General features: G+C 40.8%; 19 protein-coding genes and 1 riboswitch. Of the genes, 2 read left to right on the forward strand and 17 right to left on the reverse strand.

What is annotated here, in order from left to right:
- Positions 1 to 8 precede the first annotated feature (8 nt).
- The 11 genes from sleB to QR42_RS10315 form a co-directional block, all read right to left on the reverse strand.
- Positions 9 to 917: a spore cortex-lytic enzyme gene (sleB, locus tag QR42_RS10265; protein ID WP_039179596.1), complete on the reverse strand. Its 909-nt coding sequence runs from the start codon at positions 915 to 917 to the stop codon at positions 9 to 11.
- 133 nt (positions 918 to 1,050) lie between these two features.
- The gene (gene prsW / locus QR42_RS10270; protein WP_024422824.1) at positions 1,051 to 1,707 is read right to left on the reverse strand and encodes a glutamic-type intramembrane protease PrsW; all 657 of its coding nucleotides are present in this window, start codon (positions 1,705 to 1,707) and stop codon (positions 1,051 to 1,053) included.
- Between the two features lie 156 nt (positions 1,708 to 1,863).
- Complete coding sequence (locus tag QR42_RS10275) at positions 1,864 to 2,835, reverse strand: YpdA family putative bacillithiol disulfide reductase (RefSeq protein WP_039179598.1); 972 nt, start codon at positions 2,833 to 2,835, stop codon at positions 1,864 to 1,866.
- Between the two features lie 124 nt (positions 2,836 to 2,959).
- Positions 2,960 to 4,234, reverse strand: a complete 1,275-nt coding sequence (locus QR42_RS10280; RefSeq protein WP_007500982.1) for a Glu/Leu/Phe/Val family dehydrogenase — start codon at positions 4,232 to 4,234, stop codon at positions 2,960 to 2,962.
- Positions 4,235 to 4,430: 196 nt separating this feature from the next.
- Positions 4,431 to 5,009 carry a genetic competence negative regulator gene (locus tag QR42_RS10285; protein WP_024428080.1) on the reverse strand — a complete coding sequence of 193 codons (579 nt, stop codon included), beginning with the start codon at positions 5,007 to 5,009 and terminating at the stop codon, positions 4,431 to 4,433.
- 165 nt (positions 5,010 to 5,174) lie between these two features.
- Positions 5,175 to 5,963 carry a metallophosphoesterase gene (locus QR42_RS10290; RefSeq protein ID WP_039179602.1) on the reverse strand — a complete coding sequence of 263 codons (789 nt, stop codon included), beginning with the start codon at positions 5,961 to 5,963 and terminating at the stop codon, positions 5,175 to 5,177.
- Positions 5,964 to 6,050: 87 nt separating this feature from the next.
- On the reverse strand, positions 6,051 to 6,506 hold the full coding sequence (locus QR42_RS10295; protein WP_039179604.1) for a DUF2663 family protein: 456 nt from the start codon (positions 6,504 to 6,506) through the stop codon (positions 6,051 to 6,053).
- A 64-nt stretch (positions 6,507 to 6,570) separates the two neighbouring features.
- Positions 6,571 to 7,356 carry a LysM peptidoglycan-binding domain-containing protein gene (locus QR42_RS10300; protein WP_039179605.1) on the reverse strand — a complete coding sequence of 262 codons (786 nt, stop codon included), beginning with the start codon at positions 7,354 to 7,356 and terminating at the stop codon, positions 6,571 to 6,573.
- On the reverse strand, positions 7,301 to 7,942 hold the full coding sequence (locus QR42_RS10305; protein ID WP_039179606.1) for a CPBP family intramembrane glutamic endopeptidase: 642 nt from the start codon (positions 7,940 to 7,942) through the stop codon (positions 7,301 to 7,303). Before QR42_RS10305 ends, QR42_RS10300 begins: the two co-directional genes overlap by 56 nt.
- On the reverse strand, positions 7,939 to 9,447 hold the full coding sequence (locus tag QR42_RS10310; RefSeq protein WP_039179607.1) for a RecQ family ATP-dependent DNA helicase: 1,509 nt from the start codon (positions 9,445 to 9,447) through the stop codon (positions 7,939 to 7,941). Before QR42_RS10310 ends, QR42_RS10305 begins: the two co-directional genes overlap by 4 nt.
- Positions 9,440 to 10,492 carry a YpbB family protein gene (locus tag QR42_RS10315; RefSeq protein WP_039179608.1) on the reverse strand — a complete coding sequence of 351 codons (1,053 nt, stop codon included), beginning with the start codon at positions 10,490 to 10,492 and terminating at the stop codon, positions 9,440 to 9,442. The genes QR42_RS10310 and QR42_RS10315 overlap by 8 nt, the downstream gene beginning before the upstream one ends.
- 267 nt (positions 10,493 to 10,759) lie before the next feature.
- Between QR42_RS10315 and QR42_RS10320 the strand changes: the two genes are divergently transcribed.
- Positions 10,760 to 11,008, forward strand: a complete 249-nt coding sequence (locus tag QR42_RS10320) for a ferredoxin (protein ID WP_003215700.1) — start codon at positions 10,760 to 10,762, stop codon at positions 11,006 to 11,008.
- A gap of 231 nt (positions 11,009 to 11,239) precedes the next feature.
- Here the strand turns inward: QR42_RS10320 and QR42_RS10325 are convergent, their stop codons facing one another.
- A complete protein-coding gene (locus QR42_RS10325; RefSeq protein WP_024428075.1) occupies positions 11,240 to 11,821 on the reverse strand; it encodes a riboflavin transporter FmnP in 582 nt (193 codons plus the stop codon).
- A 144-nt stretch (positions 11,822 to 11,965) separates the two neighbouring features.
- Positions 11,966 to 12,096: riboswitch (FMN riboswitch) on the reverse strand.
- Between the two features lie 287 nt (positions 12,097 to 12,383).
- Here QR42_RS10325 and serA point away from each other — a divergent pair.
- Positions 12,384 to 13,958 (forward strand): phosphoglycerate dehydrogenase, encoded by a 1,575-nt coding sequence (serA, locus tag QR42_RS10330; protein WP_024422834.1) that lies wholly within the window; start codon positions 12,384 to 12,386, stop codon positions 13,956 to 13,958.
- A gap of 34 nt (positions 13,959 to 13,992) precedes the next feature.
- Here the strand turns inward: serA and QR42_RS10335 are convergent, their stop codons facing one another.
- The 5 genes from QR42_RS10335 to QR42_RS10355 all read right to left on the reverse strand — a co-directional run bounded on the left by QR42_RS10335 (position 13,993) and on the right by QR42_RS10355 (position 19,077).
- The gene (locus tag QR42_RS10335; protein WP_039179609.1) at positions 13,993 to 14,640 is read right to left on the reverse strand and encodes a M23 family metallopeptidase; all 648 of its coding nucleotides are present in this window, start codon (positions 14,638 to 14,640) and stop codon (positions 13,993 to 13,995) included.
- A 104-nt stretch (positions 14,641 to 14,744) separates the two neighbouring features.
- Positions 14,745 to 15,854, reverse strand: a complete 1,110-nt coding sequence (locus QR42_RS10340) for a hypothetical protein (protein ID WP_039179610.1) — start codon at positions 15,852 to 15,854, stop codon at positions 14,745 to 14,747.
- A complete protein-coding gene (sigX, locus tag QR42_RS10345) occupies positions 15,766 to 16,374 on the reverse strand; it encodes an RNA polymerase sigma factor SigX (RefSeq protein ID WP_039179611.1) in 609 nt (202 codons plus the stop codon). Before sigX ends, QR42_RS10340 begins: the two co-directional genes overlap by 89 nt.
- 202 nt (positions 16,375 to 16,576) lie before the next feature.
- On the reverse strand, positions 16,577 to 18,358 hold the full coding sequence (locus QR42_RS10350; RefSeq protein ID WP_039179612.1) for an ATP-binding protein: 1,782 nt from the start codon (positions 18,356 to 18,358) through the stop codon (positions 16,577 to 16,579).
- Complete coding sequence (locus QR42_RS10355; RefSeq protein WP_003215596.1) at positions 18,355 to 19,077, reverse strand: response regulator transcription factor; 723 nt, start codon at positions 19,075 to 19,077, stop codon at positions 18,355 to 18,357. The genes QR42_RS10350 and QR42_RS10355 overlap by 4 nt, the downstream gene beginning before the upstream one ends.
- Positions 19,078 to 19,151: the final 74 nt, after the last annotated feature.

Genomic DNA, 19,151 nt, shown 5'->3' on the forward strand with positions numbered 1-19,151 from the left:
ACCTCTTTTTATTCGCAGAATATATGTTTCCCGATTCGTTTAATTTGTGGTCTTCCCCAAATCCATGGACTTGTTGCTGTATCAGGATTAAAGTAATAAATGGCGCTCTCAGATGGGTCCCAGCCATTGATTGCATCAAACACAGCCTTTTTTGCCGTTTCATCTGGCGTCATATAAAATTGCCCATCTGCTACAGCGGTAAACGCAAGCGGTTCAAAAATAACTCCTGCGATCGTATTTGGAAAGGTCGGATTGTTCAAACGGTTTAAGATGACGGCCGCGATGGCCACCTGTCCTTCATATGGCTCACCTCTTGCTTCACTGTAAACAGCTTGCGACAAGAGCTGAATGTCATTACTAGAAAAACCACCAGGCATGTTGGCTGCTGTTTGTTTCGGTGTTTGATTTCCCTGCTGGCTGCCTGACTGATTGCCAGACTTCGCAGATGATCCACTTTGACTTTTTTGATTTTCTTTTGTACCTTGAGCTGTCTTTTTTTGCGAGCTTCTTTTCGGAGCCTTTGTTTGCTGATCAAGAGGCTTTCCGCCATAATGGGTAAACTGGTTCCCTTGCTGCAGCTGCTTTTGAACAAATTCTTTGTAGTATTTCGTCTTTTGAACTAATAAGCTTTTTGTTTTCTCGCCTACAAGTCCATCGACCTTCTTGATGCCAAATTGGCTTTGAAAGTTACGAACGGCCCAGTACGTCCCCCAGCCATAGACGCCATCAATTTTGCCATTGTAAAAACCATTGTATTGGAGACGCGCTTGCAGTTCGACTACATCTTCTCCTGTTGCGCCCCGCTGGATGACTTGGCTGGTGAAGGCTTCACTTTTACTCTCTGTCAAAAGAGAAGACGCAAGAAGAACGATTGAGAAGATAAGAACGATTTGTTTTATGAAACGAGCTTTATCCATATTTGATCCTCCTGTACTTTTGATGTTTGAATATATGTTTCTTCCGATCCCTATTTTTATACATTCAACACAGGAGAGAATTGGATGGAAAAGACAAAAAACGCCCTATCAACAAATAGGACGTTTTCAAAAATTAAATTTGCACCATTTTTACCGCACGGGCTTTTTTTGCTTTCCTTAAACCAAACCACCATAAAAAAATCATGAACGGCACCATGATATATCCCCAGTTTTTCATCCCTAATAGAATGAAATCATACAGGCCGTGAAACAGCACAGGGAGCGTTAAAGAAAGGATCAGCCATTTGCGCTGTTCTTTTTTATCAGAGAAGCGGGCTTTTCCGATATAAAATCCCATCACAACACCAAATAATGCGTGACTTGATACAGGTAATAAAGCACGGGTAAACGCATATTCGACCCCATGACCGACTAAGTAAAGAATATTTTCAAGTGTTGCAAAACCAAGTGAGACACTCGTTCCATACACAATCCCGTCATAATGTTCGTCAAACTGAGCATGCGCATAAACGCTGACCATTAAAATAAACCATTTTAATGATTCCTCTAAAAAGCCCGACGTCACAAATGAAATCAAGATAGGGTTTGTTGCGATATTTTCCTCTTGAAGGACATATTGAATAAACATGGTTGGAAACACAAGTATGACACCTAGCATAAAAGATCTGATGACCATATGAACCGGCTCATTGTCGTACTGATCTTTCAAATAAAAATAACTTAAAAGTGCGATGCCGGGAGCTAAACCTGCTGAGATGATTGCGATCATAACCAGACCTCTTTCCCTACATTATCCTTCATTATCGTACCATGATTTACCCTTTTTTTATATGACTCGGGCCCATTTTTCTAAAAATAACTTTCTATATAATCCCAATTTATATAAAAAAGAACCGAACCCCTTTTGAAGGATCCAGTTCTTTTTTTATCCGTTGATTCTTTTGTTGATTTCTTCTGCAATGAGTCCGCCATGAAATCTTCCATTTTCGATGAAAATTTCATTTGCATTATTTCCAGCAGCAATGACTCCTGCAATGAAAATACCTTCAACATTCGTTTCCATCGTTTGTTCATCAAATGCTGGACGGCCTGATTCTTGATCTATCGTGACACCCATTTTTTCTAAGAAAGAATGATCTGGATGATAACCAGTCATGGCAAATACATAGTCACTTTTCACTCGATCCGTTTGATTTTGCTGGTTTGTAAAGATCACATCTTCTTCTGTGATTTCTTTCACCTGGGCGCCAAACTCCATGCGAATCGTTCCATTACGGACAAGCGCTTCAAACTCTGGTAAAATCCAAGGTTTGATGCTGGATGAATATTCTGTTCCTCTATAAAGCACAGTGACTCTGCTTCCGCATTTCACAAGTTCTAGTGCAGCATCCACACTAGAGTTCTTCCCGCCGATCACCGTCACATCTTTATCAAAATATGGATGTCCTTCTTTAAAGTAGTGATACACGTGGGGAAGGTCTTCTCCTTTGACGTTCATATAGTTTGGATGATCATAGTAGCCAGTCGCAATGACGACGTAATCACATGAATAGTCGTCTTTTGATGTACTCACTGTAAAACGGCCATCTTGTTTCGTCACGGCGTTCACTTTTTCAAAAGCATGCACACGCAGGTTTTTTCGTCTGACGACCTCTCGGTAATAGGAAAGTGCCTGAATACGAACGGGCTTACGATTTTCAGTAATAAAAGCGACATCACCGATTTCAAGCTTTTCACTTGTACTAAAAAAGGTTTGATGTGTTGGGTAATGATAAATACTGTTCACGACATTCCCCTTTTCAATCACAAGTGCATCAATCCCAATTTGCTTGAATGCGATGGCAGCTGATAGCCCGCATGGGCCGCCTCCTATTATGATCGCTTTTTCTTGTTTCATTTGTTCCACTCCTGTCATTTCACTGCAATAACAATTGCTGGGCTGTTTGATTCTTTGTTCCATTCCATAAAAAAATCTCCTATTTAAGGATAGGAGATTTTAAGGCGCGATGCAAATCAGCCGCTTAAATCCAGCCTCTGAATCGAGAAGCTTCAGCCATTTTACGTACACCGACCATATATGCAGCAAGACGCATATCAATTCGGCGGTTTTGCGCCATTTCATAAATATTATTAAATGATTTCACCATCATATCTTCTAAACGAGTTTCAACTTCTTCTTCAGTCCAGTAGAACCCTTGGTTATTCTGAACCCATTCAAAGTAAGAAACAGTTACACCACCCGCACTCGCAAGTACGTCTGGGACAAGTAGTACACCACGATCTGAAAGAATTTTGGTTCCTTCCAGTGTCGTTGGACCATTTGCTGCTTCTACGACAATTTTAGCTTTAATGTTTGCCGCATTATCTTCTGTGATTTGGTTTTCAATGGCTGCAGGTACTAGGATATCACAATCCAGCTCAAGCAGCTCTTGGTTTGTAATTGTATCGTTAAATAATTTAGTGACGGTTCCAAAGCTGTCACGTCGGTCAAGCAAGTAGTCAATATCTAGACCATCTTCATCGTATAATCCGCCGTACGCATCTGAAATCCCTACGATTTTCGCTCCAGCATCATACATGAATTTAGCTAAGTAGCTTCCTGCATTTCCGAATCCCTGTACGACAACACGAGCCCCGTTAATGTCAATTCCTTTTTTCTTCGCCGCTTCTTTGATGCAGATCGTCACACCTTTTGCTGTTGCAGTATCACGTCCGTGTGATCCCCCAAGAACAATTGGTTTTCCTGTAATAAATCCTGGCGAGTTAAACTCATCAATTCTAGAATATTCATCCATCATCCATGCCATAATTTGAGAGTTCGTAAACACGTCTGGTGCTGGAACATCTTTTGTTGGTCCAACAATTTGACTGATGGCGCGAACATAGCCGCGGCTAAGTTTTTCAAGCTCTCTGAATGACATTTCTCTTGGATCACAGATAATACCGCCTTTTCCTCCGCCATAAGGAAGATCCACAATTCCACATTTTAAACTCATCCAAATTGAAAGCGCTTTTACTTCTTTTTCCGTAACGTTCGGGTGGAAACGAATTCCGCCTTTTGTTGGACCGACAGCATCATTGTGCTGTGCGCGGTAACCAGTGAAGATTTTCACAGATCCATCATCCATACGTACTGGAATTTTGACCGTTAATAGACGAATTGGCTCCTTCAGCAATTCATACACTTCCTGCGGATACCCTAATTTGTCTAGCGCTTTATGTATGACGGTTTGAGTTGACTTTAAAACATCTAGCTTATCTTCTGCGTTATGAGCGGCGTTTTGATCGGCTGCCATTAAAATAAACCCCCTAGAAATCTTTCATGATCTACTGCTCCCTTTCAAGCAATAGTATACACCTTCGTACTGGTAAAGCAAAGGTAAAAAGCGTTTTTTATCAAAATAAAATATCAGCGTTTATAAATATAAAAAAGGATATAAAAAAATACTGTTGTTTCATCACAACAGTATTAAATATAATAGAAAAAAGTGATTAAAAATACATTTGGATCGTTTTCACAGCATCTTCTTGCATGATCACTTTTCCATACTCTTTTAGCCGGTGAATGGTGAGTGTCGTAGGTGAACCAAACTCTGCTAAAATTGAAATGACTGTATCAGCAGATAGTTCTCCAACATCATCTAGGCTGAGATAATATTGACCTTCATAATGGTAAACTGTACCCCCTAAAAGTCCAATACGACTTAAACTATGGGACAGTTGAATCACATCTTCAAACGAGGCAAATTGATAGAGCACATGCTTGCTCTCGTCGAGCTTGACTTGCATCTCAATGTAATCTTCATCAAACTCATCATCAGCATCTTCCTGCTGACTCTTTGTGACAATGACGACCATCCCCTGCGCCTGAAGAGAAAATACTTCAACAGCAATCGGTCCATTCGCTTCAAAACCGAGCTCCTGATTCGCCTCGTTCATCATGTCTTTAAACAGCTGATGGACTTTGAACGAATCTTTCCAAAGGTCTTCTTTCGTAAGACCTCGGTCTGTCAGGTCATCTAGTGTGAGAAAAATTTTGATTTTATTATAATTCAGACGCTCCAGTCGCATAACGTTCCCTCCTGCCTCTTCTAAACACACATCATACTGTAGTATATGAGATGATGAGTCATAGGTTCTTAATTTTGTATTCAGTTTACACTGTGTCAAGACGGAAGACAAGCATGAAGCTATGCTTACGGTGACTTTTATGGAAAATATTGAGGGTGCCGCAAGTTAATGCGTTTTTAGAGGCATTAAATAGATCAGATGGGTTTCTGGTTCTGCTCCGAGACGCAAGGGAATTTTTGTTGTACCGTAGCCATTACTAATGAGAAAGAACGCACCTTTGACCTGGCCTGTTCTTCCTTTTTCATACGGTCCAAATTTCCCAATTCGGATCTGTCCCCCATGCGTATGACCGCTCAGGACAAGATCGATTCCCTCTTCTTCACTCATCAAATGATGTACATCTGGATTGTGCGATAAGAGAATATTGACATCTTCTTTCACAAACTCTGGCCGTATCGCTTCATAATCTGCTTTTTCAAGCCGAATATCATCAATTCCTCCGATTTTAATTCGCTGGCCTTCGAAATTCCATACAGCCGTTTCATTTTGCAAAGTCGTGACATCGTATGCATGAAGAATCTCTTTCAACCTTTGCTGGTGCAGCTCATGATCATTATTTCCCCAAACAAAATAAACCGGCGCAATTCTTGATAAACGTTTCACATTTTCTTCAATCCTTGCGTAGGGCACACCTTTTTCTGCTAAATCTCCGCCAATCATAATCACATCTGGCTCTTCCTGTCTGATTTCTGCTAATAAAGTGTCACTGATGAGACGTCTGTGTGTATCAGAAATAAAGAAAATGACAGCAGGCCGGTCTGATTGAAGTGCTTCTATTGTAAAGTAATGCTTTTTGATGTTGTTTTGTTTTGCCGTTTTCACCATTTTTGCCGTTACACACACACCTGTTGTAACAGCCGCAATGGCGGCAGTAAATCCGATGGCATATTTCATCACAAATGGCTCCCTTACATATCTTTCTTTCATAAGACGCTTGAATGAAAAAAGACGTTTCAACTGTTAAACGTCTTTTTTTCTCATTTATTTACTTTCATAATAGAGATTAATGTCATATTGCTTCTGCATATAGTGAAAAACCGCCTCGCGCTCTTTCCACTGATTTGATTGCGGCCATAAGTCTGTGCTCTTTTGTATAATTTCACATCGAAGCCGATGATATTCATCTTCAGCCTTTTCTTCTTTTTTCTTATAGTAATAAGAGGCATAAAAAGCAAAGACCTCAGCCATGATCCAAAACAGAAATACTTCATGACCAAGCAGTGTGGCAATCATGGCTTCCGGCTGAAGCGAGCCGCCTCCCGCATCTGCCGTGATCACAAAATAAAACAAAAGAATGGCCAGCGATAGAAGGGCTGTCCATTGCCACCTTTTGCACTGCTTGGCAAAACCCTCATATTTATGCTTTCTTTTGATCAATGTTTCCATCATCTTCTGTGTTGGCTGATCCATATATCGGCTGATTGCGTGCAATGTCATCACATACACCCTGTCCCTTTTTTCTACATATGTATGTGCGTGCTTCTTCATTCATGTCAGGTGATTAGTTTTCTAGTGGAATATTCAGCACTTGACCACTGTACACGCTGTTACCTTTCAAATGATTATAGGCTCTAATCTTCTCTTCACCCGAACGGTTTTTGTAATACTTCATTGAAATTCGATACAGGTTTTCCTCTGGACCAACAGTGTGCTGCACGACACGAACTGGCTTTTCTTCCTGCTTCTTTTTCTCTTCAGCTTCTTTTCGTTTTTTCTCTTCCTGTTGCTTTTGCAGGGCTAGCTGCTGCTGTTCACGCTTTTTGGCAGCTTCAGCTCGCTCCCGCTCTTTTTCTTTCGCTGCTTGTTCACGCTCTTCTTTCTCTTTAGCAGCTTTTTCTTTTTTCTTCTGTTCAGCTTTTTCTTTCGATCGCTGTTTTTCTTCATCTTTCTTTTGCTTCTCATCATCAGACGCATCTGCTTTATCAGCGCTTGAGTCATTTTTCGTTTCGGCAAGTGCTGACGGGACTGGGTCTGTGTCAGCACTTGATGTAGAATCAATATTATATACATCTTGATTATTATTATGGTTAATTTCCTTTGACGTGTAGTAGATCAAAAGGAAGAACACCGTGACGACGATAATAGGAAAGATAATAGCCAGTGTTGTAAACAATGGATTGCGAACCTTTTTCGTGCGCTGCTTTTTATATTCATGAAAATCTTCTCGTGTAGGAAAGTGAGAGTCATCTGAAGGCTGTACTTCTTCTTCAAAAATCTTCTCAACATCATCGTCATGGATGTTTGTCAGCTGCTCCTTCTTTCTCTTCATTCTCGACATTTCTTCCATGTTCATCCCTCCCCCTATATTTCAAACGAATTTGACAAGCAAAGACTAAGTCAATGACAAAATGGGTCATGACAGGAACAAATAAATTCCCCGTCCACTCGTATAAAAGTCCTAAAAAAATACTAATGGAAACCACAAGGATAAACAAGAGTATTTTTGATAAGTAGCGAAAGTGAAGGAGCGCAAACACGATACTAGCAATCTCCAATCCAAATTGCTGCTGGACGATCCCTCGGAATAGAATTTCCTCTGAAAAGGCGATGAGCAGTGTTAACCAAACAATATGCGGGATGCTGCGGTTTTTGAACATTTTTTCATTTAATCCGCCATCATCATACATATGAGCAGGAAACACCTTCATGACAATTGCATCAACAATGATTACAAGCACAGCGCCGCCAATTCCATAAGTCAGTATCCGCACATCATGGATCTCCCACAGGGATGTGAAATCTGTCCAATGATCGAACATAAATATCCCTAGTAAAAAAGAAATAACCAGCATCAGCAGCTGCGTAAAATACAGCTGTTCTACGACTTGTCGATCGGTTAATTTTTCAATGATTCGGCGATGTTGTTCGATCAATGCTGCGCCTCTTTTGTCAGATGAAACATACGATCCAGCACGGTCTTCCAGTGTTTCATTTCATTCAGCTCCAATGGTTGTTCTTTTTTTTCATAATGAGACAGGTCAAGTCCGCAAGAAGAGCAGCAATTGCCAGAGGATGCGGCCTCCGTTTGATCAAGCTGTTCGTAAAAGTATGATAACAGAGATTGTCTAAAGCAGCTATGATCTGTGATCCGCTCCTTAAATTGCCACACTTTTCTCAGTTTTTCTGTTTGTCTGTCCTGCAATTTCTCTTTCAGTTTCATCAGGAGCACACGCGGCTGTTCAGACTGATACATCCTGTAATAGTGGATCAGCATTCTTGCCCGTGTCTCCTGAAGCCCTGATTCCATCAATTGTTCACGTAATTTTTTTTCATCATTTGTCTGCGTTTGTGTCAGTCTAGCTAAGAAAAAATCAATTTCTGGATCATCAAAGCCCTCGGCTTGTATTAAATGCTGTTGAATGTCCGCATCCTCTTCTGTATATAAAAGAATGCTCACACTGTTTTTCCCGTCCCGTCCTGCTCTTCCAATTTCCTGCATAAATGCTTCAATTGACTGCGGCGGGCTCATATGAATAACAAATCGTATATCTGCTTTGTCAATTCCCATTCCAAAAGCACTTGTACAACAAATGAGATCAAGCTGTCCGCTGATAAATTGCTGCTGAATCAGCATGCGGTCTCCTGCATCCATTCCGCCATGGTAATACTCTACACGCTGATGGGTTTTTTGTTTCATAAAAAGCGCCATATCTTCTGTCATTTGCCGGGTCGGGCAATAAATCAGACCGGGGCCTTGCAGGAATTCCACAAGCTCAATAGCCCGTTTTTCTTTTGCTTCTTTCGTTTCGTGCGCTTCTTTAACTAAAGCGATGTTTGGCCGGTTGACAGAATGAATATGAAAGTCCGGATGCTGCAATCTTAACGTTTGCACGGTATCTTTAAGTGTTTGTTTTGTTGCAGTTGCCGTCAGTGCTAAGGCGACAGGATGACCTAACGCTTCTCTCCATTCTCCCAGCTTTGAATATTCCGGACGGAAATCATGCCCCCATTCGGATATACAATGGGCTTCATCGACGACGAACAAACCAATATGCATCGATTTGAGCTGTTCTAGCAGTACCTCTGACATTAATGCCTCAGGGGCGACGAATAAAAATTTATATGATGGCAAATGCCGAATGATATGCCGTCTCTCCTGAAAAGACAATGTGCTGTTCAGCGCCGCCACTCGTTTTTCTCCGCGCATTTTCATTCGTTCGACTTGGTCCTCCATAAGCGATAACAGCGGCGAAATAATGAGAACTAATCCATCTGTCATATAGCCGGGAATTTGATAGCAGATGGATTTCCCGCCGCCAGTAGGCAGCATGGCAACGGTATCCTTTTGATTTAGTACACTTTGAATAATGTCCTCTTGACCTGTTTTAAATGAGTCGTAACCAAAATATCGCATGAGCGTCTGATGAAGCTTATCCATTTGCTTTCACCATCCTTGTCAGAGCCAATCGTATTTGAAAATAAGTAAATGAATGTTCGAGTTTTTCTTTAATCAGCTTCATTTTATTTGTTTGAAGCTCTCTGGCTACTGTATGAATGGCCTGCTGCGCTTCTTCGCTCACATACGGCTCTATTGAGAAGTTCGGTTCATGTATGGAAAGCTCGACAATATGGTCTTCGATCGTTGCCTTTTTTAATGAACGAATATGAGCAATCTGATCAATATCAAAGCCTTTTTGCACAAGTTCGAGCGTTTTGTGAGTAGAGGTTGTTAGCACGCGTTTGAATTCAAGGTCTCCTACGAGCTTTTGCATGAGCTGCGTCTCACCTTTTTGGGCAGCATGAATAAAATAATGGAGGACATTCCAAAAAAGCAGGTACACATACCACACATCTTCTTTTAGCCACTCTGCCATTTGCTGATACGTACGCCCGATTCTTTCATTTGACGTCAATGAATAAACAAAAATCAGCGCCTCTTGATCACTTATACGGCTAAGAAGCGTTTCTAGTTCATGATGCAGCTCTTCTGAAAGTTTATTCTTCTCGTGATGCTGTTTTAAGAAAGATTTCGTCCAGCTTTGTACGGATACATCTCTTTGTATTGGGACATATTGATACGATCCAGCCATATGGTGAGAAAGCACTTGTACAAGTAGCGAGAGCCTCATCCATAGCACCTTTGCTTTATCATGATATTTGGCACCATGAAAATAAACGGGCATCGGTTTTTCTAAAAAATACTGGTTTAGCATACGCTGTCCTGCATCTGTAACAGTAAATGTCTCCCCCGTTTTTTTGATGTAGTGCTCTTCGTCAAGTTTTATAGTAGAGCGATTCAGCTGATCCCTCGTAAACCCCGGGTAACAGCCGAAGTACTTTGAAAGCTGAAATAAACTTGCATCCTGTATGGTTTGTGATGATTTTTTTCCTTTAAAAAGATGGTAGACAGCACTTATGGAGCGTTCGCCGTTCAATTTATATACGCTGTCCATTAACATGACATCCAAATAATGAAGAGTCATTCGCCAAAGCACCTGTCTTCCTGACAAAATTCGAATATTTTCTCCCTTTATTTTAACAGATTTCATAGAAGAAGAAATGTTTAAACTCAATTTGTGGGGGAAAGTTATGAACAAACCCTTATGTGATAAGCATTCTCAATCACTTTACAGTTGAAATGTGAAATTAAAATCATTACAATAAGGTTTGAGGAAATTGTTTTTTATCGGTGAAACTAAAAAGGTTAGACCATTTGTTCCATCGAACAATCTGGGAGGTATTTTTTTAACATGGCAAAATATACAATTGTAGACAAAGACACATGTATTGCTTGCGGCGCATGCGGTGCAGCTGCTCCAGACATTTATGATTATGATGATGAAGGCATTGCATTTGTTACGCTTGATGACAACCAAGGAACTGTAGAGGTTCCAGAAGTACTTGAAGAAGATATGCTTGATGCATTTGAAGGATGTCCAACGGATTCAATCAAAGTTGCGGACGAATCTTTCGAGGGTGACCCACTTAAGCATGAATAGTATAAAAGCCCCTTATGCAGGGGCTTTCAGCATGTAGACAAACCCTCGCATTCGTTGTCAGGTCTGCGCGCCGGTACTCACGAATGTCAAATTCGCTCCGTTCCGGTGCTCGTCCTTCCTAGACTGCAAAGGTTTTCTATCACGCTGAATAGAAGACAAAGGGCTAAAATAAAAACCATTTTAGCCCTTTGTCAATAATCTAAAGCCCCTTATGCAGGGGCTTTTTTTATATTAACTATTTTGAAGTCGGCGTTTATTTTCAAACCATGGACGCATTTTCACAAAAATGAGGCTAAACACGATGGTAATGATGATGCCTTTAATAAGATTAAAAGGCAATATCCCTGCTGTTATCGTCGCCTTGAGCATATTATCCGAAAGTTGAGGTGCATTTAAAAACCATGTGTAAGCCGGCAGAAACAGGAAGTAATTTAAAATACTCATCATCACAGTCATAAGCACTGTGCCCAAGAACATAGACCATACAATTCCCTTTGCCGATTTAATTTTTTTGAAAATGAAGGCCACTGGTAAAATGAACAATACGCCTGCTGTAAAGTTCGCTACTTGATCAACAGGAACACCAGACATACTGCCATGAATGAGATAATGCAGTACATTTTTTAACGCCTCAACAGCAATACCTGCACCCGGCCCATAAATTAAAATCGCAATAATCGCTGGAATATCGCTGAAATCAATTTTCAAATATCCTGGAAGCCCAGGGAACGGGAAGTTTAATAACATTAAAACAAATGAAATACTGCTAAGCATACTGATTACGACTAAACGCTTTACTTTACTTTGATTCAATATTCTCTCTCCTTTTCGATCAAATCTTTCGAAAAGAGGATTGTTCCATTTTAGCCACAAAAAAACCGCCCTTGAAAACAGGAGCGGGGAAATTGGGCTAGACAAATAAACGTGTAAACATCAATGTTTTCAACGTTTATGAACCTCCATCTTCTCCCATCCAGACTATACTGTCGGCTTCGGAATCACACCGAATCCTGCCAAAAAGGCTCGCGGGCTTAGAGACTATGCTCATCACCGCCGGTAGGGAATTACACCCTGCCCCGAAGATTGATCATTATTCAATTCGACATCATTATATATGATATATGAGCATTTGTACAGATAAAAATCCTGAGCAAATTCATCAGTTTTAAGAAATCGTAAAAAACACAAAAATTCTAATGACAAATGCGCAAAAATTGGTTATCTTTTGTTTAAAGGTGTTCATTCTTTATAAAGACACAAAGAAATGTTCGTGTTTTCTTTTTTACTTTACTGCTTTAATTTGATTGACACAGTGAAAAGGAATATGGTAAATTATCAGATATTTATGACGTTTATTTTAGGAGGAAATCTTACGATGTTTCGAGTATTAGTCTCAGATAAGATGAGCAATGATGGTCTTCTACCACTTTTAGAATCAGATTTTGTTGAAATTGTCCAAAAAAATGTAGCAGAAGCAGAAGATGAATTACACACGTTTGATGCCTTACTTGTCAGAAGTGCCACGAAAGTAACGAAAGAGCTTTATGAAAAAATGACTTCATTAAAAATTGTCGGCCGTGCCGGTGTAGGAGTAGACAATATTGACATTGATGAAGCAACCAAGCATGGCGTCATTGTGATCAATGCACCAAACGGTAATACGATCTCGACAGCTGAGCATACGTTCGCCATGATTTCATCACTTATGCGTCATATTCCGCAAGCCAATATTTCTGTCAAATCAAAAGAATGGAACAGAGGTGCATATGTTGGTGCTGAGCTTTACGGAAAATCTCTTGGGATTGTCGGCTTAGGCAGAATCGGAAGTGAAATCGCCCAGCGTGCAAGAGCGTTTGGCATGACAGTCAACGTGTTTGACCCATTTCTCACAAAGGAACGTGCAGAAAAAATTGGCGTCAATGCGAAATCACTCGATGAAGTACTCGAAGTATCAGATATCATTACTGTACATACGCCATTAACAAAAGAAACAAGAGGACTTCTCAATAAAGAAACGATTGCAAAAACGAAAAAAGGAGTTCGCCTTGTAAACTGTGCACGCGGCGGCATTATTGACGAAGCTGACCTTCTTGAGGCACTTGAAAGCGGCCATGTCGCAGGAGCTGCACTCGATGTATTCGAGGTAGAACCTCCAACTGATAATCCGCTTGTGGATCATCCACACGTCATTGCAACTCCGCATCTTGGTGCCTCTACAAAAGAAGCACAATTAAATGTAGCAGCGCAAGTATCTGAAGAAGTCCTTCAATTTGCAAAAGGTCTTCCTGTCATGTCATCTATTAATCTACCAGCGATGACAAAAGACGAATTCAAAAAGATTCAGCCTTATCATCAGTTTGCAGGAAAACTTGGACGTCTTGTCTCTCAATCAATGAGAGAACCTGTAAAAGAAGTAGGCATTTCTTATGAAGGCTCTATTTCAAAACTCGAAACATCTTTTATCACAAAAAGTCTCCTCTCAGGCTTTTTAAAAGAGCGCGTTGATTCGACTGTGAATGAAGTAAATGCTGGAATGGTCGCAAAAGAACGCGGCATTAGCTTTAGTGAGAAAATTTCTTCCAGCGAATCTGGTTACGAAAACAGTATTTCTATTGAAGTCAAAGGTGATCTTTCAACCTTTACTCTAAAAGCGACTTACATCCCGCATCTAGGGGAACGCGTTGTTTCTATTAATGGATTTAATATTGATTTTTATCCAGATGGACACCTTGTCTACATCCAGCATACAGATGCACCTGGTGTGATTGGAAAGGTTGGACAGATTTTAGGCGACCACGATGTCAACATCGCAACAATGCAGGTAGGACGTAAAGAAAAAGGCGGCGAAGCCATTATGATGCTTTCTTTCGATAAGCATCTAGAGGATGAAATTGTGAAAAAATTAACGGAAGTACAGGATATTCTTTCTGTCCGCCTGATTGACCTTTAAAAACAGTGATAAACCTCATGCAAAAGCATGAGGTTTATTTTTTTGAAACCATTAACCGGTCTCCTGTTCGAATGAGGTGAGTGGTCAGCTCATTGATCTTTTTCAATTGTTCCACAGTCATTTCATGCGCCTTTGCTATTGACCAAAGAGTGTCCCCTTTTTGAATGACATATGTATTTTTTTCATGTCCATTTACATGAAGAGCTGGCTCTTTGAAACGTTCCTCTGCAATCATTTTGAGCGGATCTATCGCATCCTCTTTGCTGACTGACCAATTGCCACGATGTACCTCAAAATGCAAATGAGTGCCTCTAGAGGCTCCTGTGTTGCCAATGATGCCAATTGGCTCTCCTGCTTGTACTTGGTCACCCTTTTTCACAAAACGCTCGTGTAAATGAGCATAGACGGTTTCGTACCCGTTTGGATGCTGAATAAACACAACCTCTCCATATGTAGCCGATACATACGAACGCGTAACCACACCTTCACTTGCAGCAAAAATGGATTCTCCTTCTGGCGCAACTATATCTAATCCCTTATGCGAGCCGCCCCTTGTCCCAAACAAGTCAGTGACTTCTCCTTTCACTGGCTCCACCCATTCGTTTGTCTGCTGCGCATGGGCAAATGGTGCTAAGATGAAGAACAAAAAACAGCTTGCACCTATGAAGCAATACCTTTTCATCAGTGACTCCCCTTCTTTGAGGTTCTTTTCATGACAGCTTAGTATACAGCAAGAAGGCCATTTTATATACATTAAAAAAGAACGCAATGACTTACTTGCGTCCTTTAACGATCTTTGATGACAACTGGATTCGGCAGAGCCGGTACCTCTATTGGTTCGTTTAATTCATAAGGTCCTACTTGATCTGTTCCTGCATATTGAATGGTGACATCTGTAAAACCAAAATCTTTCGCTGTGAGCAGCAGACCTTCAATGAGTAGAATATGATCAATTGAGTCCGATAATTTTGCTGATGCTCCAAACGTGATGGTCACATGCTTACCTTTTGATGTCACTTCTTTAATGGATTCTTCTTTAATTAATGGTTCGAGCCCAGAATCACTCGTCCGTTTCATGGCCTCTACCGCCTCTTCATAAGAAGAATAATGCGTTTTTGAGGGCACCAAAAAAGTCCCGCTCTTATTTTCTAATACGTAATAAGCTTGCTTTGTTTGTTTATCAATCGATACCCTGCCTATGCTTCCACTTGCCCCTAATTGAAGCTGAGAGCCTTTGACAGATTTGACTTCCACTTGCTTATACCTGCTCCATTTGAGCGTTTCTTTTACCATATCTTTAAACCGATTGGCTTCCTTTATCGTATCAAGGGACAAATCATTTTTTAACTGAAAGACAAGTGTATTCCCTTTTTCACGAAGGTCCACCATCTCAAGATAAGATTGAAGCGGCTTTGTCATTTCAGGCAGCTGCACCTGTTCATATGTGTTCATTATTTCCTGCAAATGGTCATGTTCATTTTCTTTTTCAATACTAATGGGAACCACTTGAGATGTTGATTCATCTATGTATGCAACCGTCATATATTTTTGCTTGTCTTCATGAGAAACAACGTGCGCGGTACCATTTGCCTGTTTCACCGGCTCTAATGTGGCATTCGCCTGTCCTTTGTCAGCACTTGATTCCATTTTCATCTGTTGATGCTGTTCTTGAGCTGCCGGCTGAAATAAATGAGGAGAAATTAAAAACGCCATAAATAAAACCACAACGGTTGCCACCGCTGGACCGATCCATCTGACACTTTTCTTTTTCTTCCCGCTTGCCATCAGCATCTGCTGGTATATCTGCTTAGATGAACGGTTGTCCTCCACTTTTGGAAGCTGACTTAGTAACACCTTGATTCGTTCTTCGCTCCAATCGGACCTGTTCGTTTTCATTCACTAGCTCCTCCTTCAAAAGCTCCATATGTTTTCGGAGCACTTTCAGGCCTCGGTGCTGCGTTGTTTTGACTTTGCTTTCCGAGAACTTTAGCGCCTTTGCCGTCTCCATGATTGAGTAGCCCTGGATAAACCTTAAAATGATGACAGCTCTTTGATCAATCGTACAGTGATCAAGTGCGGCATAAATTTCTTTTGTATTTTCATCCTGTACAGCTAGTTCGTCTGGGAGTAAGTCTGGATCTTTTACATCCTGCTTATCCCAATCAAACGTGCCGAGCACCCTTTGTCTAATGGTTTGCTGTTTGCGAAACCAGTCAATCGCCACATGCCTTGCAATTGAAAACAGCCATGTTTTCTCGCTGCTTCTTCCTTCAAAAGTTTTATATGAGTGAAGTACCCGAATGTAAACCTCCTGCACGAGATCCTCTGCCTGATTTTTATCTTTAACCATATAAAATAAAAACTGGTACAAATCTTGATGGTACGAATCATATATTTTTTGAAAGGTTTCATGCATAGGAAACCCCTCCGTTCACTTATTTTTGTCGAGTGACTCTTATAAAACGTTACATTACAACTTTATGACAAATATATTACAAGTTCGACAGTTTGGAAAGGGCTTTTTGTTTAACTTCTCCTTAAAAATTTCAAAATAGAAAAAACACTTCATTTTCTTTCGAAAAGAAGTGTTTCTCATGTAACAAGATTCTTCGTCAAGATTAGACGAGTTCCTGCTTTTTTCTCGGAATATAGAAGGTGAAGTGTGTACCTGCACCCGTTTTGCTGTGAGCATGTATAGAGCCTTGATGCGCTTCGACGATGTTCTTCACAATCGCAAGGCCAAGCCCAGTACCAGAACGTCCTCTTGTTCTTGCTTTATCAGCTTTATAGAAGCGCTCGAAAATAAAGGGCAGATCCTCTTCTGGAATTCCGCTTCCCGAATCTTTCACATCCATTTTCAGCCCGTTTTCCACCGATTGAACCGAAAAGTGAACCTCTCCGCCCTCTGGTGTATGACGAATGGCATTATCAATGAGATTCGTAAACACTTGCTCAATCTTATCTGGATCGAATACAAAGTACGGTTCATCCACTTGAATATTATACGTAAGATCGATTTGTTTTTCTTTCGCAATCCCTAGAAACTTGCGGTAGATCTTCTCAGTCAGCTCTTCAGTATCTGTTGATTCAAGATTCAGTGTAATATGACCTGCTTCCATTCTCGCTAGATCTAGAAGATCATTTACAAGTCGTCCCATTCGAAGTGATTCATCGTAGATAATTTGCGCAATCTCTTTCTTTTCCTCTTCTGATCCTGCAATATCATCTACAATCGCCTCACTGTACCCTTGCAGCATGGCGATTGGTGTACGAAGTTCATGACTGACATTGGCAATGAAGTCTTTTCTCAGTTTATCAAGTCTTCGTTCCTCCGTCATATCACGAAGGACTGCAACTGCTCCTCTGACATCCTGCTGATTATAAAGCGGAGACATGAGAAGAACCCACGTACGCCCTTGCAGCGTAACTTCGATCATTTGCTCCTTTTCTGTGCTGACAGCTGTATGAAATAGCTCGCGCGCTTCTGGCGGCAGTTCATCTCCATCTTTGATCTTCATATTTTGCTCATAATACCACGCCTGCAAAAATCGTTCTGCAGGAGGATTTGTCATCAAGATCGTTCCATCAATATTGATCGTGATGACGCCATCAGCCATACTGCTTAAAATATTAGACAAATGTTCTTTTTCTTGATTTAAGGCGGTGATATGGAATTTAAGCTGCTTCCCCATTTGATTAAAGGCGATCGCCAGCTCTCCAATCTCATCTTGCGTTAAAATAGGAATCTTTGTATCAAATTTCCCCTTCGCCAAATCTTGTGCACCCTCTCTCATCTTTCTAAGAGGATAGGTGACACGTGTTGACAAGAAGAAAGCGAATATAGTGGTCAGTACAATCGCAATTCCAGCGGCTAAGAAGATGTATCGCGTCGTATGTTTCGTTGTTTGTTCTACAGCGAGGAGTGACTGAGAAAGAAAGACCATGCCTTTTTTTCCGTTCGCCTCATATGGAACACCGACTACAATTCGTTCATCTTTTTGATTGCCAGCATCAGGTTCTGCACGTTTACTGATTTTTTTACGATCTTTCAGTGCTTGGTTTAAATCTCTGTCCGCTTCAATTTGTTTCTTTGTAATCGCAGGAAGCTTCCCGCCTTTTTCAGACGAATACCACTCTAGCCCGTCCTCTTGGATGATCGCAATACTCGTCAATTTGTCAGCGAGTTCTGATGTTATCGACCTTGCAAGCGATTGATCCTCATGGCTTTCTAAAATGACTGCTACTTTATTTGCCATTTGTGTTAAATCAGATTTTGCTTCTTCTACATGATAATTCTCAATGAACTCTAAAAGAAGCACAGTTAAAATAGATAAAACGATCAGGACGAGGAAAAGAATGGTTAACCATAGCTTTCCTACAACACTTTTCCACAGTTTCATTCAGCGCCGACCTCAAATTTGTATCCGACACCCCATACAGTTACGATTTTTTTCGCTGCTTCTGGTGACACTTTATTCAGTTTTTCACGAAGTCGTTTGACATGGGTATCGACTGTTCGTAAGTCTCCAAAGAACTCATATTGCCATACTTCTTTTAACAGTTTTTCTCTGTCATAAACCTTATCCGGTGTTTTTGCAAGGAAATATAAAAGCTCATATTCCTTCGGCGTGAGGCTGACTTCTTTGCCATCAGCCGTCACCCTATGGGCATCATGGTCAATAGAAAGATGAGAAAACACAAGAACATCTTTTGTTGTTGTCCCAGTATTAAGATAAGACGTTTGAGACGATCTTCTGAGCAATGCCTTCACACGTAAAACAACTTCACGCGGGCTGAAAGGTTTGACGATATAGTCATCCGTTCCTGCCTCAAATCCTTGAACGCGGTTGGCCTCTTCTCCTTTTGCCGTCAGCATAATGATTGGAGTCGCTTTTTTGTCTCGAATTTGATTACACACTTCGATTCCATCTGTACCAGGCATCATTAAATCGAGCAAAATGAGGTCGTAATCGGTTTGAAGCCCTTTTTGAATCGCCTCATCACCATTTTCCGCTTCATCGATTTCATAATTTTCACGTTCTAAATACATTTTTAAAAGGCGGCGAATTCTTGCCTCATCATCTACGACTAATATTTTCGTTTGAGTTGTGTGTTCCATTAGACAGTCCTCCTGCTTTCTCCGTTGTTACATTCATTTTAACAAAAAGCCGAATTGAATCATAAAAGTTGGCC

The sequence above is a fragment of the Bacillus sp. WP8 genome (assembly GCF_000800825.1).
In the GTDB taxonomy this organism is placed as follows: domain Bacteria; phylum Bacillota; class Bacilli; order Bacillales; family Bacillaceae; genus Bacillus; species Bacillus safensis.